Raw genomic sequence first — 16,516 nt, 5'->3', positions numbered from 1 at the left:
AGATCCGACACGTGTCAGCGAGCCCGACCTACGACTGAAAGACTCACTACGTGAAGCTCAACCTGAAGGCCGTAGCGGAGCGGGTCGCGCCGCTCGGCGGGCGGAAGTTCTATGACCGCGAGTTCATCTTTGAGTTGCTTCTCGCCTACGGCCGCTCGCAGGGAAACGTCACACGCCTGCGCAACGGGTCGCTGAACGTTGCCGACGACCCGACAACCGAGGTCGCACAGAAGAATGTCGTCTACTTCAAGGAGACGACCGACGATCCGCTGGCCCTCATCGAGGAGCTGCGAACCGCGCCAACGGTCGTGCGCTACCGCCCGCGCTTCGTCATCGTCACCGACTATTCAGAACTGCTCGCCGTCGACACGAAGACTGGTGAGAACCTGATAGTGCCAGTCGGCGACATTGACCAGCACTTCACGTTCTTCCTGCCTTGGGCTGGCATGGAGAAGGCACAGTACGTCGCTGAGGCGCACGCAGACGTCAAAGCGGCGGAGCGGATGGGAAAGCTCTTCGATGAGCTGCTCGCCGCGAACCCCGAGATCCTCGGCGATCCCTTCGGCAGGCACTCACTCAACGTCTTCTTCACACGGCTGCTCTTCTGCTTCTTCGCCGAGGACACCGGCATCTTCAGTGAGAACCAGTTCACCAATGCGGTCGGCAGTCACACCCAGGCCGACGGGTCCGACGTCGCGGACTTCCTCACCGATCTCTTTAGGGCGCTGGACACTCCCCACGCTGGCGACAAGCCGCAGCACCTTCGAGAGTTCCCGTACGTCAACGGACGGTTGTTCACGGTGGCGGCCGAGCACACCGTGCCGAGGTTCACGAAGCGGGCTCGCGAGCTCCTGATCGAGTCCGGAACCTTGATCTGGCGGGAGATCAACCCAGACATCTTCGGCTCGATGTTCCAGGCCATCGTTACTCCGGGCAAGCGATCGGACCTCGGTCAGCACTACACGTCGGTCCCGAACATCCTGAAGACCATCGAGCCGCTGTTCCTCAATGGGTTGAAGGACGAGTTCGACGCTGCCTACGACTCGCCGAGAAAACTCGAGGCGCTGTTGGAGCGAATCAGCGCGATCAAGGTCTTCGACCCTGCTTGTGGCTCCGGGAATTTTCTGGTCATCGCCTACAAGGAGCTGCGACGACTCGAGCACGCGATCCTCGAGCGGCTCGCTGAGATCGCCGTCGACCACCAGGTGCTCTACGCCGAATCGAAGATCAACATCGAGAACTTCTACGGCATCGAGCTCGACGACTTCGCCGTCGAGGTCGCGATCCTTGCCCTGTGGATCGCCAAGCACCAGATGAACGCCGAGTTCAAGGAGAAGTTCAACCTGTCCATCCCGCTGATCCCCCTCAAGGAAACCGGTCAGATCCGAGAGGGCAACGCCGCACGGATCGACTGGCAGTCAGTGTGTCCCAACGACGGCGATGAGGAGATCTACCTCATCGGCAACCCGCCGTACGCAGGTGCCAAGACTCAGACCAAAGACCAGAAGGCCGACTACGACTACGTGTTCGGGAAGCGTCCGTACTCGCGGAACCTCGACTACATCGCGCTGTGGTTCATCAAGGGGGCCGACTACATCGAAGGCACGGAAGCTTCGCTCGCCTTCGTGACGACCAACTCAGTCGCCCAAGGCGAACACGTCGGTCTGATGTTCCCGATGATCTTCGCCAAGGGCATCGAGGTCGGCTTCGCCTACACCTCGTTTAAGTGGGAGAACAACGCCAAGCGCAACGCCGGCGTGACTGTGGCCGTGATCGGGTTGAGGAACGAGACGTCGTCGCCGAAGTACCTCTACACCGACGACCTGCAAATCGCTGCCACCAACATCAACGGATACCTAGCAGATGGTGCTGACGTCGTGATGGAGCGTCGGCGCAAGCCACTGGGATCCCCGCGGCCGGACATGGTGTTCGGATCAATGCCGCGTGATGGCGGCGGTCTTATCTTGTCGCCTGACGAGCGGAGGCAGATGATCAAGGCGGACGGTCGTAGCGAGGCGTTCATCAAGCGCTATATGGGGTCGTCCGAGTTCATCAACGACGGCGAGCGCTATTGCCTATGGGTGCCCGATGGCCAAGCTGGTTTGGCGCGGTCGATTGCCGCGATATGTGCGCGACTCGATCGTGTGGCGGCGGAGCGTTCGACGAGCAAGGCGGGAAGCACGGCAGCTTATGCTGCCCAGCCGCACCGTTTTGTTCAGATCAGCTACAAGCCAACGGACTCGATCATCGTGCCTCGCGTTTCGTCGGCTCGTCGTGAATACATTCCGATCGACTACCTCGGCCCAGACACCGTCATATCGGATGCGGCCTTCGGCGTATATGACGCCGAGCCCTGGCTGTTCTCGCTGCTAACGTCGCGAATGCACATGGCCTGGGCGCGGTCAGTGGGTGGCCAGTTGAAGACGGACTATCGGTACTCGAACACGATCGTGTACAACAACTTCCCCGTCCCTCCGCTGAGTGATGCTGCCAAGGAGCAGTTGACTCTTGCAGCGTTGCGAGTGCTGGACGTCCGCGAGTACCACTGCGAGAGGACCCTTGGAGAGCTCTACGACCCGGACCTGATGCCGGCCGACCTGCGCGCGGCGCATGCTGAGGTCGATGCACTGGTCGACTCAATCTACTCGAAGCGCGGCTACGAGACCGACGAGCAGCGATTGTCGGACCTGTTCGCTATGTATGAAGCAATGACCGCGGACGAGGCCTTGAACGGAACGAAGAAATGAGCAAGCCGCTCAACGTCGTTGACGTGACCTACGCCCAGACTGGCGCATCGGTGAACACCGACGCGCTTGGGATGCGCGAGATGCAGCAGCGCGTCTTCGCTCAGCGAGATGCACAGCACCTTCTGATTAAGGCGCCCCCGGCGTCGGGCAAGTCCCGTGCGCTGATGTTTGTCGCATTGGACAAGCTCTACAACCAGGGTCGCAAGAAGGTCATCGTCGCCGTCCCCGAGCGGTCGATCGGGGCGTCGTTCTCATCGACCAGGTTGACGAGGTTCGGATTCTTCGCTGACTGGGACGTGAAGCACAATTTGTGTGACCCCGGTTCTTCGCAGGGCAAGGTCGGCGCTTTCATCGACTTCCTGAACGGCCCCGACGCTGTGTTGATCTGCACTCACGCGACCCTGCGGTTCGCGTTCGAGAAGCTCGCTCCGGATGCGTTTAACGGCACCGTGCTTGCGATCGACGAGTTCCACCACGTCTCCGCAGACACGGAGAACAGCCGGCTTGGAGCCCTGCTCCGCGATGTCATGAACGGGTCCGACGCACACATCGTCGCGATGACCGGCTCCTACTTCCGCGGCGACTCTGTGCCCGTGCTGTCCGCCGAGGACGAGGCAAGGTTCACGCCGGTCACCTTCAACTACTACGACCAACTCAACGGCTACGAGCATCTCGAGTCGCTCGGCATCGGCCACCACTTCTACCAAGGCCGCTACACCGATGCGCTCGGCGAGGTGTTCGACCTGGACAAGAAGACCATCATCCACATCCCCAATGTGAACTCTGGCGAGTCCACGAAGGACAAGATCGAAGAGGTCGGCTTCATCATCGACTCGATCGGGCACGTCGACGCAACCGACGCTGATACTGGGATCATCAGCATTCGGCGTAGGGACACGGGAGCCACTGTTCGCGTGGCCGACCTGGTGGACGACACGGATCAGAAGAAGCGTGCGGACACGCTGCACTACCTCGGCACCGTCGCATCCAAGGACCGTGACGCTGTCGACGTAATACTCGCGCTCGGGATGGCGAAGGAGGGCTTCGACTGGCCGTTCGCGGAACACGCCCTCACGGTCGGCTACCGAGCGTCCTTGACCGAGGTGATTCAGATCATCGGGCGCGTGACCCGGGACAGCCCGGGCAAGGCACACGCCCAGTTCACGAACCTGATCGCCGAACCCGACGCTTCGCAGGGCGAGGTGAAGGTATCGGTGAACAACATGCTCAAGGCCATCACCGCGTCGTTGCTGATGGAGCAGGTGTTGGCGCAGAACTTCACCTTCAAGACCAAGCGCACCGGTGACGACGATCCGAAGGCGCCAGGGGTCATCAAGATCAACGGCTTCAAGGAGCCGTCGTCGGACCGCGTCAGGCAGATCGTCGAGACCGACCTCAACGACTTGAAGGCGACGATTCTGCAAGATGACACGTTCGCGCGTGCCGCGGCAGGATCGGTAGATCCCGAGACGACCAACAAGGTGCTGATCCCAAAGATCATCCGCGAGCGGTACCCCGACTTGGATGAGTCGCAGGTCGAGGAACTGCGGCAGCAGGTCGTCGTGGACTCGGTGATCAAGAACGGCGAGGTTCGCGAGGTCGGCGACAAGCGGTTCATCAAGATGGCCGAGAAATTCGTCAACATCGACGACATCAACATCAACCTGATCGACTCGGTCAACCCGTTCCAGAGGGCCTTCGAGGTCATGTCCAAGTCGGTCACGCCGAGTGTGTTACGGATCATCTCGGACGCGATCACTGCGACGCGGGTGGAGTTCACCGACGAGGAGGCGTTCGCGATGTTCCCGAAGATCCAGGCGTGGGCCAAGGTCAACGGACGTAAGCCCGAGGTGCGCGCGGAGGACCCGACAGAGAAGCGGTATGCCGAGGCGCTGCTGTACTTGCAGAAGCGCAAGCAGCAGCACCTTGCCAAGCAGAGGGCGGCGCAGATGGAGGATGAAGCATGAGCAGCGCCGACGACGTCGGCCAGGTCGACTTCGTCTACCCCTCCAGCATCGAGGTTTTGCTCGAATCTGATGTTGATGGCCTGCTGGACGCGCCAGAGAAGCCGAGCAAGGTCACTTCGAGTGACCGGCTCGAGCGGGCATTCCTGGAGATCGTGGAGTTCCGGCGCGCACATGGTCGGGCCCCGGATTCGCAGACCCGCTCGATCGCCGAACGCAAACTCGGCGCCCGCCTCGACGGGATCCTCGCCAACGAGGAGAAGATCGCCGCGCTGAAGCATCTCGATGAGTTTGGGCTCCTGGACGTGCCCGAAGCGCCGAGCTCGATCGACGACCTGTTGAAGGGGGACGACTTCGACCTGCTCGGCGACGAGTCCGGGCTACTCGATGTCTCCGACCTGCCAGTGCGCCGTCAACACTTTGACACGGGCGATGTCGCACGCCGGAAGCCGGCTCACGACTTTGAACAGTTCGAGCCGCTGTTCAAACGGAAGCACGCAGAACTTCGCGAGGGCACGAGCAGACTCCTGCCGTACCCCGGCATGACCCACATCGTTCCGGGCGCGTTCTTCGTTCTCAACGGCGTGATGCTGTTCATCGCTGAGGTGGGCGAGACCGAGTACAAGAGGACCACGGTACGTGAGAACAAGCGCGAACGCCTCCGCTGCATCTTCGAGAACGGCACCGAGTCTTCGATGTACCGCCAGTCACTCGGAATCCGTCTCGGCGATGAGGATGGCCAGATCGTCGCGGAGGCCCAGCTGCCGGAAATACTCAACGACGATGAGGTCAGCGGCCACATCTACGTCCTCCGCTCGTTGAGCAAAGACCCCCAGATCTCCGAGATGAAGGATCTGCACAAGATCGGGTTCTCGCGGGACGCGGTCGAGAAGCGGATCAAGAACGCTGAGAAGTCGCCGACGTACCTGATGGCGCCGGTCGAGATCGTCGCGGACTACACGGCCTACAACGTCAAGATCTCAGCCCTGGAAAACCTGCTGCATCGGGTGTTCGCCGAGGTCCGGCTCGACATCACCCAGAGCGACCGCAAGGGTCGCGACTATGACCCCTCCGAGTGGTTCATTGTGCCGCGCTCGGTTATCGATCAGGCTGTAGAACTGATCATCGCCGGTGGGATCGTCGACTATGTCTACGATTCAAGCTCGCGCTCCCTACGACGTCGACGTTGAAGGACGGCCTGGGCGCTCCTCGAATGGGATCGTATGGACAACCTGCCGTTTCCGCCACGGATCCGGGTTGCGGCGTAAAGGCCTTAGCCGAAGACCCCCCAGCGCCTCCCGCTGCGCATGGAGAAACTCGTTCCCTGCGCCTCTGACGCGTTGCGCCAGGACCGAGCGCCGGCACCGGAACGAACAGTGAGTACATAATGGAGGGCGGCGCCACGTGTCGCCTTCGTAAACAGCAGGACCCGATCGTCGTAGGACGTCGACCACGGTGACCCAGGAACTGGCAGCGTAATGACATCCATTGAGTTGTCGCTGAACCGGATGGGAGCACCAGACGAGACTGTCTGGTCTGTTGGATGTTCGATGGTGACTGACAGGAGAGCGGAGTTTCTCGGAACCTCGTCGGCGGATCCGCCGAAGAAGACCCGGGTCAGGGCCGACATGTTGAGCTGGTTGCCAGGGCGAGATGGCCCGCGGTTCTTGCTGATGCCTCCTGTGCCTTCGATCCAGAAGTTGGTTGCAGAGGTCAGGGCGGCGAGCTGCTCGGCGGTGAGTCCATAGCGAGTGCCAACCCGGCCGGACACATCTGCGACATCGTCATTCCGCGCAACCTCGGTCTTGGGGAGGGCAGCGAATCCGCGACGGTACTTGTCGAGAACGGTGGGCAAGGGGGCGGCGCCGGTCCAGGAGTCCTCGAACCACGCCTCGCCGGCGCGGATGGCTGCCTCGACTACCTTCTCTGTCTTGTTCGACGGCTTGCGAACGATCTGTAAGGTGCCGGCTTCATGACCGGATACGAGGCCGTTCCGCGATAGGTTTCCCGATCCGACGAGATGGCCTCTCGCTGACGATCCGTGCACCGAGAACCATTTCGGGTGCCACGGTACGAAGGGGACGCAGCCCGGCCGATCAACGACTCGGCGTCCGTCGTGAACGCGGACCTCGGCCGGCAGCGCCGCAAGACGTTCGAGCGCTGTTGGATCCGAGCGATACCAGTCAATGCTCACCAGGAAGCGTTTCGTGACGACAGCCCACTCAGCATCAGCGCCGCTCGATGAGATCTTGGAGAGCAGCGCGTCCACGCCGCTGTCCGTGACGTAGGCAACCGCCGCGTCGAACGCGGTAGCGCCGGTCCGGACAAGGTCGACTATTGCGTCGATGTTCCTTACCGGGGCCCCGGTCATGCCTGGTTGGCCGATCATCCGCTGCTCGAGCATACGTTCTCCATTTCCGAAGGGCCGTTGGAGCGTACGGTCTCAGGGCACGTCGCCGTGACGTTTCGGCATCGAGCGTTGGTCCGGCTTGTGGAGGTGCATGCGTGTCATCTTGAGGGGCTGATGCCCCTCAGCCGGCGACCCGAGTGTTGTGGGAGCTGTTCGGTGCGCCCCTCTACGAGAGCGTCCAGACCGGCTGATCGCACGAGGTGCGGCCCACCAGAGTTTGTGGTTCGCGGTACCGCGCGTCGACATTCGTGTTGACTCGCGAACGGGAAAGGAAGGTGACGGGCATGGCTAAGACCGAGTCCTATCCGGCACGGCAGTTGAGACACCGTCGCAATGCGTGGATGCGACGTAACGCGAAGATCGTCGGCCTGGTGGTCGTCGGCACCATCGCCCTCGGCGCATTCGCCAGCGTCCTCATGCTGACCGTTCCCATGCCGGCACGTCTCTACGTCCTAGGCGCCACTCACGCCAGCCTCGTCGCCGCGGGATTCCACCTTCTGAACACCGCCTTCCTCGCCCACGATCAGCAGGCTGTGTGGCAGATGCGGGGGGCGTGGGGAGAGGACAACACCCGCAACGAACTCCAACGGGCCAAGCGCAAGCGCCTCATCTGGGGCTGGGTGGACAGCGTCGAACTCCAAGCGGGCGACATCGACCACATCGTCGTGACCCGCCGCGGTGGCGTGGTTGTCATCGACTCCAAGTGGCGAAACCAGATCACCACGGAAGACGTCCCTGCGATGGCTGGGTCCTCGCGAAAGGCAGCCCTTCGGGCCGAAGGGGTGCTCCGTAGTGTGCTCAAACGAGAGAGCGGGGCCCGGCATCGAACGAACGCCAAACCCATAACAGTCACCGCCGCCGTCGTCCTATGGGGCGCCGCACGCACAGGCGTGCCGGGCAACGCAAACATTGATGGAGTGCGCTTCCTCGACGGGCGTCAACTCCTCGAATGGCTGGCCGAGCTCGACGGCCACGAGGTCCCGCGCGAGGCAGCTCGCGACGTGATCAAGCTGCTCGACGACTACCGCTCGAAGGTGACTGCCGCAACGAGATAGCGGGTACGCCGCTTCGACCCGAGTCGCGCTCACTCACTTCTGCTGTGACGTGCTTTGACGACTCCCTGAAACACCTACGCCGCCAGCGTCCCCACCCCTCCCAGATCAAGCGGCACGCATGCTACGAAGGTCCGTAGAAGGTCCGTCCCCCCGGGGACGGACCGCAGTCATTTCAGGGGTCTTTGACGAGACGTGACGGGCGGTGACGAGCACATCATGCACGGTGGAGTGAAGTTCTACCGCGGCTCCGGCGCCGCCGCCCGCTCCTACGTCGAGGCCGACCACTCCCGCGCCGACGACTACTACCTGGACGAGGGGAGCGGCGTCGCCGAGCACTACGCCGTCGTCGTCAGCGACGACGGTGTCGCCACCGAACGGCGGCCCGACCTCGACGGCCCGGCGTACGAGCGCTGGGTCGCCGGGTACGACGTCACCACCGGTCAGGCGAAGGGACGACTGCGCGACGACGACCACGCGCTGCGGTTCGTCGAGGTGGTCGTCAACGGTCCCAAGACCTGGTCGCTCGCGGCTGCGCTCCACCCCGACGTCGCAGCTGCTTACGAAGCCGCGCAGACGCGCGCGGCAGGGGAGGTCATCGAGTGGGTCGCGCAGCACGCGACCACGCGCGTGGGACCGCGTGGTCGACAGGTCCAGGTGCCTGTAGAGAAGGTCGAGGCTGCCGTCGTACGGCACTACACCTCGCGTGCCGGCGACCCGCACCGTCACCTTCACCTCCAGATCAACGCGCGTGTGTTCGCCTCTGGTGCGTGGCGTGGCCTCCACTCGGTCGGCGTCGTCGACTCCATCGAGGCACTCAACGGCATCGGTCACGCTGCCGTCATGTGCGACCCGGAGTTCCGTGCGGCTCTGGCCGCCCGGGGGTACACGCTCGACGAGGCTGGCGAGGTCGAGGAGCTCGCGCCGTACGCCGGACGGTTCAGCCAGCGCGCCTCGCAGATCACCCGCAACGTCGACCGCTACGAGGCCGAATGGCGAGCGGACCATCCCGGTGAAGAACCGGGGCCGAAGCTGCGACGCACCTGGGACCGGCGCGCGTGGGCGGACGCGCGCGCCGACAAGGTCGTCCCTGCCAACGGTGCCGAGCTTGTGTCGCGTTGGAACGACGAGCTGCTCAATCTCGGGTTCCAACCGCCGACCCAGTCGAGACAACTCGACCCGACCGCCGTCGGCCGGCTCCGGCGGGACGTCGCCGTCGATCTGATGCTCACGCGCTTGGGCTCGAAGCGCTCCGCGTGGAACGCCGCCGACATCCGAGGAGAAGCGGAGAAGCTGATCGCGTCCGTCGGGGTCATTGTGGATCGAGCCGTTCGAGTCGAGCTCGCCGAGGACCTCACCGCGCGTGCAGTGCGCGAGTGCCGACCACTGCGCGAACGGACCGACGTACCCGATCACATCCGCAACCTCACCTCCGACCGGGTCCTCGCGATTGAGGCAGAGCTGATCGACAGCCTCGCCACGCGTTCGATGGGACCGGTCGAGCACGCCTCCCGCGTCCACGGCGCCGGCCACCTCGACATCGCTCAGCGGACGGTCGTCGCCGCCCTGGCCGGCGAGGCCGGTCTGCTCGTCATCGAAGGCGCCGCCGGCACCGGCAAGACCACAGCACTCGCCGCCGCGCGCGAGGTACTCGACGCCCACGACCGACGACTCGTCGTCGTCACCCCCACCCTCAAGGCCGCGCAGACAGCCCGGCAGCAGGTCGGCACCGACGCGTTCTCGGCAGCGTGGCTCATCCACCAGCACGGGTTCCGGTGGGACGAGGACGGCCACTGGTCGCAGGTCGACGCCAGTCCCGACGCCCGCGCACGGCTGCTGCCCGGCGACGTACTCCTGGTCGACGAGGCCGGCATGCTCGACCAGGACACCGCCCGCGCGCTGTTCGCGATCGCCGACCGAGCCCACGCCACCGTTGCGCTGCTCGGTGACCGCCACCAGCTGCCCGCCGTCGGCCGTGGTGGGGTGGTGGACCTCGCCGCACGGTGGGTGCGGCCCGAGGCGCATCTCGAGCTCGAGTCGGTGCACCGCTTCGCCGACCCGGCCTACGCCGACCTCAGCCTGCTCATGCGCGGAGGTGAGTGTCCCGGTGAGGTCTTCGACGCCCTTGCTGCGCGCGGCGAGATCGTCGTCCACGCCAGCGAGGTCGAGTGCGCCGACGCACTCGCCGACATCGGCGCAGCCGGTGAGGAGCTGATCATCGCAGACACCCGCGAGCTGGTCGGATCCATCAACGCAGCCATCCGAGACCGCCGCCACGACGCTGGTGAGCGGATTGGTGAGCGAGATGGTGAGCCCGTCACCCGCCGTGGTGAGCGGATCGGCCTCGGCGATCGCGTCGCCACTCGGCGCAACGACCGCGACCTCGGCGTCGCCAACCGCGACGTCTGGACGGTTGCCGGCATCGGAGACGACGGCAGCCTCGTCGTCACCGGCCGCGCCGGTCAACGCGAGCTTCCCGCCGACTACGTCAACCGACACGTCGAGCTCGCCTTCGCCTCCACCGCGTACGGCGCCCAGGGGGAGACCGTCGACTCCGCCCACCTCGTCGTCGGCGAGGCCACCGGCGCAGCAGCGGCGTACGTCGGCATGACCCGCGGCCGCCATCGCAACGTCGCTCACCTGGTCGCCGACTCGGTCGACGACGCACGCCAGCAATGGATCGAGGTCTTCAGCCGCGACCGCGCCGACCTCGGCCCCGGCCACGCCGCGACCCGGGTCGATGAGGACATCGAGCGGTACGGCGCACAGGCGCCGCGACGCTCGGCATCGCTGCAGGCCGCCGCACTGGCCGAGCGTCGGCGGCGACCGGAGGAGCTGCAGCCGGTCGGACCGCGTCCGGTCGGACCGGGGATCGGTTTCTGACAATTCTCCTCGGATGTGATCGCTCGGAGGGTGATCCGGGACGTAGGTGACTGAGAGAACTCGACGGCTGCCGTCCGATCCGAGGCGATGGCTGTTGCTTTTCCGGGCATGAGCGCAACCCGGCGCTCCGATGACCGAGGAGTCACGATGACCATCGCACCGATCAGCGTCCCCGACGACTGGGACGACAACGGCATCCTCCTGTTCGAGGACTTCTGCGCGTTCATCCGCACGCCCCAGCGAACCGTCCGCGAATGGCGCCGCCTCAAGCGCGGACCGCGCTGGTGGCGCTTCAACGGCAACGGCCGCCTCTACACGACCGTCGCCGAGCTTCGCCGCTTCCTCAAGGCCGGTGAGTGAGGTGGCCGCGACCGCCGAACTGCCCGACGAGCGACCCCGGTGGCTTAGCATCACCGGCGCCGCGGTCTGGGTGAGCCTGTCCGCTAAGACCATCCGCCGCAAGATCGCTGCTGGTGAACTGCGCGCCTACCGCTGCGGCAAAACGATCCGAATCAAGACCGACGACCTGGAGGCGATGATGCGTCCCGTGCCGTCCGCGAAGGACTGGTGACCTGCGGCCAGGTCAGTAGATCCCGGATGCGGCGCGCAATGGCGACGCAAGGACGCTTCACTCGCTCCATGCCCGGTGGAGGGCCCTTGGCAACCCCCAAACACCGCGTTCTGTGAGCCGGTCGTCCTCGTCCAGCACGCCGAGGTCCTGCCATAGCGGTGTCAGGTGGAGCAGGGCCATCTCGAGCACGTCCAGGTGACCTTCGCGGTCTTCGATCTCTCCCTCGATGTCATCCAGCAGGTCGACGTCCGTCTGCACGCGTCGAGGATCTAGAACAGCGCCTGGCCCACGGCGTACGGCGCCGAGCACCAGTCCGAGCCAGTCGGCGTGTTGGAGCGCCATCACCGCCGACACCGCCTCGACCTCATCCTCCTCGGGCTCCTCAGAAGGCGAGATGGTCTCGGCGAGTTGGCCGACCCAGCGGGCGTCGTCGTCAGCAAGGCTGCCGCGAACGCCGGGCACTCGCTCGGCAAGATATTCGGCTGCGGCGCGATCCACGGCCTCCCACTCACAAAGGAAGGCATCAAGCTCGGCTTCGGAGACGTTCCACGCGTCAGACATGAACCCAACGTTAGATCGACGCACGGGCCCTGTCGTGCCGTCGCAAGTCCGACACTCCCGGTCCCACGTTTCGCGGCGGAATGGGCTAGCTCGCGCGACAGCACTTGATGTAAAAGCCCAGGGCGGTCTTAACTCACTCCTCCTCAGGTAGGTCCGGCCACCGGAACCACAGTCCCCCGCTCCCGAGAGGGTCATATCCCAGTCGCCGCTCGATTCCCATCTGAAGGACCGACTGCGAAGACGAGATGGGCTCTGAATCTGGGGCCGATACGCCGAATCTGGCCTCAAGGTCGTCGGGTTGTAGCCAGCCGCCGTCCTCTTGTGCGTCGAACACTAGATGGAGCACATTCTCGCTGTCGTTGACGAAAGACATCTCGGAGAGTGAGTGCTCCATTCCTTCCAATAGGTCAGTTCGACCACGGGTAGCGTGGATGGACAGGAACGTCGTGCGGTATAGCGACGTTCCCTTATCCACGATGAGGCCGGAGTCGCGCAATGCGATCGCGTCGTCTGTGCGAAGCTCCATAGCAGTGAGTAGCTCACGACGGAGTGTGTCTTGCTCAAGCAAGAGCTCCTTTCGTGGGTACCGCTGCGCTTTGTTGAAGGCCGATACCGATTTGGCATGATCCTGCAGCCGCTCAGCGAGCGGGTCCTTGTCTGAACGGCCCGATCGGTAGGTCATGCGCCCGACCGAGACCCCTTCGAGTCCCGTTGCCAGGGCAATGGATGTGGCATACAACGGCCCGAAAGGCCGGCCGTCAGGTGGCGCAATCTCTAATACTTGCTCGGTCCCGTAAAGAGTGCAGATTGCTTGAGACCCGTTCATCTCGTAGAACGCATAGCCGCGACTGCGATCCAAGTTCATGGCAGATCGCTCCAACCCCTCCGTTCGCCCTCGCATCACTGCATCGAGTTGCTTCACGGCAATTAGCTCGTCCTCCAGCGACTCCGTGCTAACGGCGGTCACGCGCTTGTTCGAAGAGCCGTGACCAAGGTCGACGCCGCTCAGTAGTTCCACAGCTCGCAAGAACCGGTTGGAACGAAGCGGGGCGCTCGGATGCGGCCATGGGTGAACCGATTCGACCGAAAACCGTGCCCCGAAGGAGTACTCGTCCTTGACGTCGGGTAGCAGACTAAGCGCGCGATCTCTGCCCTCCTGATCGTCAAAGGACACCACCGCGTGCGTTGCGACGTCGCCGAGAGCGCCGCGGATCATGACGCCGTACCGCCGGTGGATGGTCACCTTGTCGCCCTCGCGCTCGTAGTCCATCTCTCTCAGGGACTCGCTCATGCTTACCAAGCCAGGCGAGCCGAGGCCATAAGACGAGATCGCGAACGGTCCGAGTGCAGGACGGAACAACTCGTCAAACAATGCGGACGCAATAGATGGGATGACGGTCCGATTCAAGGTGCGCACGATGCGACCGAATGCCGCGGCGCGTGCCACTTGCGAGCCCCACACAGGGACTCCCAGCGCCTGATGCTCGTCTTGGGCGATGGTCAGGAGGCCGCATTCCTGAAGGTTCGAGAGGTATGTCAACGCGTCACCTCTAGAGCCGAACGCAGTCCGCGCGTGCGCCAGAGCGGAGTTCACCTCGACGACGTGTTGTCGCTGTTGCTCGCCTAGTTCGATAAAGGCGGCCAGCAACTTCAGCTCCTCGTCGCCTAGCGACATGACTTGGTCTAGGTTTTGGAAGTTCGCGATCGCCGACGGCACATGCTCGAACATGGTCACAAGATCAGCGCAAAGTTCGTAGGTTGTGGGGCCCTCTTCGAGCTGAGGGATCAGCCATTGAAGGGCCGTCTCCGCGCTCAAGTGTCTTTGGGGTGGATTTAGCGCGTGCTCCCAAAATGCTCGTCGGCGCACCTCGTGGAACCACGCGTGATCGCCAACGGTTGTGGCAAAGGCTCGCTGCCGAATCAGTTCAGCCTCGATCACCGACCATTCCAGCTCGGTGCACCTGAGCTCGCCTTGTACGTAGGATGTTGGCGGAGGGTCCGTGAAGGCGCACAAGAGGACCACAGCTTGCTGTTGCTTTGCGTCGAGACGTCGGAGCAGGTCCTTCGTCTGTTCGACGAAGTTGTCCCTGACTGGAAGCTCCCGTATTCGTCCGCCAGCCTGGAGGTGACCGATTGCGGCGTCGACGTAGAGGGGCAACCCGTCAGTCGCTCGCAGCAGATGCCCGAGGTGGTGCACTGGCAGCGACTTGGCACGTAGCCACTCCTCGACCGCTGACGGCTGCAACCCAGGAAGCTCCACCTCAGAAGCACCCGCCATCTTCAGTTCGAGAACTCGTGAGCTCTCAACTCCGCTGGCGGTCGCGAGTGCGGCCCGGATCGAGACCCCGGCAGTTGGCGTTTCAGCCAGAGATAGAAGTTGCCTGAAGTCCTCGTCGGGCAGGACTTCACAGGCGTCAATCGACAGGGCCAGAGGTCTGCCAGACAGCGTGTGCAACTCGCTCGCAAGAGCTCTAAAGATGTCAAGCACATCGGGACTCACCGCCTGCTTGATCCGATGGTCGAGGCTCTCGCTTGCACTACGACTTACTGAATCGCGCATGTCGCGGGCGAGTTCCCCGCCAGACTCACCCAAGCGGTCGGCGATCATGTCGAACACGAGGCCGCCTATGGCGTCCGTAAGCTCGCCGACTCGCTGCGCTGTGAGGTTCTCGATCGCTGAGGCGAGCGTCCGCGACCACCTCTTCGCAGCGCCCTCCTGCTCCATTGCGTCCGCCAACGCCGTCGAAAGCGACTCAATCAGGGCCGCTTGAAGAGCGCCCGCAGTTCGCCCAACCCGAACGGGCTCACCTGCTAATGCGCTCACGCGAGCGCCATATGAGCTGTGGCGGAGCAGTTCACTCTTGCCTGCCCCAGGGTCGCCGTGAATCACGATCAACCCCGTTGCATGGCCTGTCAATGACACCAGTTCTGAATCTCGGCCATAGAGGACGCCTAATGGCGTCGCAGGCATGTCATACGGGGACGAGTGATGGCTCTTCGGCTCGCGACTTGCCCTCCATGTACGGACAAGCAATGTGCAGACGGCCAGGACCGCCAAGATGGCCAATGCCGCCGGATCAAGTAGCTGGTCAAGCACAGAATTCGTAGCCGCCACTGTCATGTTCCCCCGCCATGGATGTCCAACGTTGGAGCCACTGTCTCGCACTAACTGGCTTGGGTGCGGATACACGGCGGTACTCGATGGCTTCGCGGCGACGTGGGCCGAACTTTCTCTGGACCTTGTGTGTCACTTGCCCCTCACCCGGGCACAAAAGACACCGTGGTGAAGCACGCCCTAGCTCGGCTGACGGCTGCGTCGGCGATGTAGCCCATAGTGGGCGCTGGCATACGCGCATGCGTCGCCATTTCTGCATTCACTAGACACCAGCGACGTAGGCGGTGAGGAAGTGGACGCCATGTCGGTCGAGGTTGCCGCGGGCGCGGTCGTAGTGCTCGGTGGTGCGTGGGTCGGAGTGCCGGGCGAGGATCTGCGCGTCGCGTAGCGGCACGCCGGCGTCAAGGGCGTTGGTGATGGCGGCGTGGCGGAGCGAGTGTGGGCTGATGTGGCGTGGGATCGCGGCCGCCTTCGCGATGCGCGCGACCATCCGGTAGGCGTCTCGCCGATCGATCGGGTTGCCGGACACCGGGCGAAGGATGAGCCGGCCCTCGGTCCGCTCACCTCGGCAGGCCTCGAGCACTCGCAGCACGGGGACGGTGATGGGCATGGTGGCGGGCTTGTCACCCTTGCCCACGAGGTGGATCACTCGGTGTCCTCGGAGGGTCTCGGAGTAGTCCTCGATCCGGACCGCGGCCGCCTCGGATGCCCGGAGGGCGTTGATGCCGAGGAGGAACGCCAACGCTCCGTGGTGGACGGTCAGGGTCTGGGCGACTTGGAGGAACCGGATGAGCTCGAGTCGATCCAAACCTTGGGTGCGGGACTCGTCACGGTGCACCTTCGGCAATCGCGCGTAGACCGCTGGGTCGGAAACGATGAGTCCGTCGATGTGGGCGTAACGGAAGTACCCGCGGACGGCGTGCATCGAGGTCACGACCGAGGAGGCCATCAGCCCGGCCTGTCCGAGGTGTCGGATGTAGAGCTCGATGTGAGCGCGCTGGATCCCGATGAGCGGGTCGAGCGTGTTCGTCTCGCACCAGGCGAACCAGCGCCGCAGCTGGGACGAGTACAGCGTGTGGGTGTGCCCGGAGTAGCGGGCGAGGTACGACACTGCAGCGAGCTGGGCTGGCGTCATCGCACCGGGTTGGAAGGGCAGAAGGGTATTCATGGGGTGGCACCTGGCGGAGTCGGCCGAGCCTCGCCATGGTCCGCC

General features: G+C 63.9%; 11 protein-coding genes. 7 read left to right on the top strand and 4 right to left on the bottom strand.

The genetic code is table 11. The annotated features are described in order from the left end of the window. The first annotated feature begins 50 nt into the window (after window positions 1-50). The 3 genes from IRX98_RS14270 to IRX98_RS14260 are packed head-to-tail and all read left to right on the top strand — an operon-like array spanning window position 51 to window position 5,901. Entirely contained in the window at window positions 51-2,747 is a 2,697-nt protein-coding gene (locus IRX98_RS14270) for a DNA methyltransferase (protein ID WP_224277829.1), read from the top strand. Then, window positions 2,744-4,714 (top strand): DEAD/DEAH box helicase, encoded by a 1,971-nt coding sequence (locus tag IRX98_RS14265; protein ID WP_224277827.1) that lies wholly within the window; start codon window positions 2,744-2,746, stop codon window positions 4,712-4,714. The genes IRX98_RS14270 and IRX98_RS14265 overlap by 4 nt, the downstream gene beginning before the upstream one ends. Further along, a complete protein-coding gene (locus IRX98_RS14260; RefSeq protein WP_224277825.1) occupies window positions 4,711-5,901 on the top strand; it encodes a GIY-YIG nuclease family protein in 1,191 nt (396 codons plus the stop codon). Before IRX98_RS14265 ends, IRX98_RS14260 begins: the two co-directional genes overlap by 4 nt. 83 nt (window positions 5,902-5,984) lie before the next feature. Here IRX98_RS14260 and IRX98_RS14255 read toward each other — a convergent pair whose 3' ends face one another. Continuing rightward, window positions 5,985-7,115: a hypothetical protein gene (locus IRX98_RS14255; protein ID WP_224277823.1), complete on the bottom strand. Its 1,131-nt coding sequence runs from the start codon at window positions 7,113-7,115 to the stop codon at window positions 5,985-5,987. A gap of 290 nt (window positions 7,116-7,405) precedes the next feature. Between IRX98_RS14255 and IRX98_RS14250 the strand changes: the two genes are divergently transcribed. From IRX98_RS14250 to IRX98_RS14235, 4 genes are all read left to right on the top strand, one after another. After that, window positions 7,406-8,176, top strand: coding sequence for an NERD domain-containing protein (locus tag IRX98_RS14250; RefSeq protein ID WP_224277821.1), 771 nt, complete (start codon window positions 7,406-7,408; stop codon window positions 8,174-8,176). A gap of 216 nt (window positions 8,177-8,392) precedes the next feature. Next, entirely contained in the window at window positions 8,393-11,056 is a 2,664-nt protein-coding gene (gene mobF, locus IRX98_RS14245) for a MobF family relaxase (RefSeq protein ID WP_224277819.1), read from the top strand. 147 nt (window positions 11,057-11,203) lie between these two features. Beyond that, a complete protein-coding gene (locus IRX98_RS14240; RefSeq protein WP_224277817.1) occupies window positions 11,204-11,416 on the top strand; it encodes a DNA-binding protein in 213 nt (70 codons plus the stop codon). Further along, window positions 11,409-11,627: an excisionase family DNA-binding protein gene (locus IRX98_RS14235; RefSeq protein ID WP_224277816.1), complete on the top strand. Its 219-nt coding sequence runs from the start codon at window positions 11,409-11,411 to the stop codon at window positions 11,625-11,627. Before IRX98_RS14240 ends, IRX98_RS14235 begins: the two co-directional genes overlap by 8 nt. A 57-nt stretch (window positions 11,628-11,684) precedes the next feature. Here IRX98_RS14235 and IRX98_RS14230 read toward each other — a convergent pair whose 3' ends face one another. The 3 genes from IRX98_RS14230 to IRX98_RS14220 all read right to left on the bottom strand — a co-directional run bounded on the left by IRX98_RS14230 (window position 11,685) and on the right by IRX98_RS14220 (window position 16,471). Further along, window positions 11,685-12,188 carry a hypothetical protein gene (locus IRX98_RS14230; protein WP_224277814.1) on the bottom strand — a complete coding sequence of 168 codons (504 nt, stop codon included), beginning with the start codon at window positions 12,186-12,188 and terminating at the stop codon, window positions 11,685-11,687. A 133-nt stretch (window positions 12,189-12,321) separates the two neighbouring features. Next, window positions 12,322-14,913, bottom strand: a complete 2,592-nt coding sequence (locus tag IRX98_RS14225; protein ID WP_224277812.1) for a hypothetical protein — start codon at window positions 14,911-14,913, stop codon at window positions 12,322-12,324. A 652-nt stretch (window positions 14,914-15,565) separates the two neighbouring features. Further along, the gene (locus IRX98_RS14220) at window positions 15,566-16,471 is read right to left on the bottom strand and encodes a tyrosine-type recombinase/integrase (RefSeq protein ID WP_224277810.1); all 906 of its coding nucleotides are present in this window, start codon (window positions 16,469-16,471) and stop codon (window positions 15,566-15,568) included. Window positions 16,472-16,516 lie beyond the last annotated feature (45 nt).

The organism is Nocardioides lacusdianchii (assembly GCF_020102855.1).
In the GTDB taxonomy this organism is placed as follows: Bacteria; Actinomycetota; Actinomycetes; order Propionibacteriales; family Nocardioidaceae; genus Nocardioides; species Nocardioides lacusdianchii.
The sequence above is the reverse complement of the archived record's forward strand: the minus strand, read 5'-3'. Positions and strand labels throughout refer to the sequence as shown.